The organism is Pseudoalteromonas sp. MER144-MNA-CIBAN-0113, assembly GCF_040308965.1.
Taxonomy (GTDB): domain Bacteria; phylum Pseudomonadota; class Gammaproteobacteria; order Enterobacterales; family Alteromonadaceae; genus Pseudoalteromonas; species Pseudoalteromonas tetraodonis.
This window is the reverse complement of the sequence record NZ_JBEOOG010000275.1, coordinates 1-287: the sequence shown is the minus strand read 5'-3', so window position 1 is coordinate 287 and position 287 is coordinate 1. Positions and strand designations below refer to the sequence as shown.

The 287-nt window shown below is 36.6% G+C and carries 1 pseudogene; it reads left to right on the top strand.

Annotation, left to right across the window (positions count from 1 at the left end):
- Positions 1-287: pseudogene (locus AAEY57_RS19690) on the top strand (23S rRNA (uracil(1939)-C(5))-methyltransferase RlmD); the annotation flags it as partial.

The window sequence follows — 287 nt, the reverse complement described above, 5'->3', positions numbered from 1 at the left end:
ACTATAATCAGTGTGGTGGCTGCCAATTACAGCATTTAGAAGTAAGCCAACAAGTTGTAGAAAAACAAACTGCAGTTACTCAGCTATTTAGTAAGTTTGCTAAATTAAATACCTTAAACTGGCAAGCTCCATTATTAAGTAAGTCTGTGCATTACAGGCGCAGCGCCCGCATAGCCGTTATGTTTGATAAAGCAGCTAAAAAAATGCGTGTGGGTTATAGAGCAAGTGGTTCAAAAAATATTGTAAGTATTAATAAATGTGCAGTACTTGATGAAGTATTTGCGGAT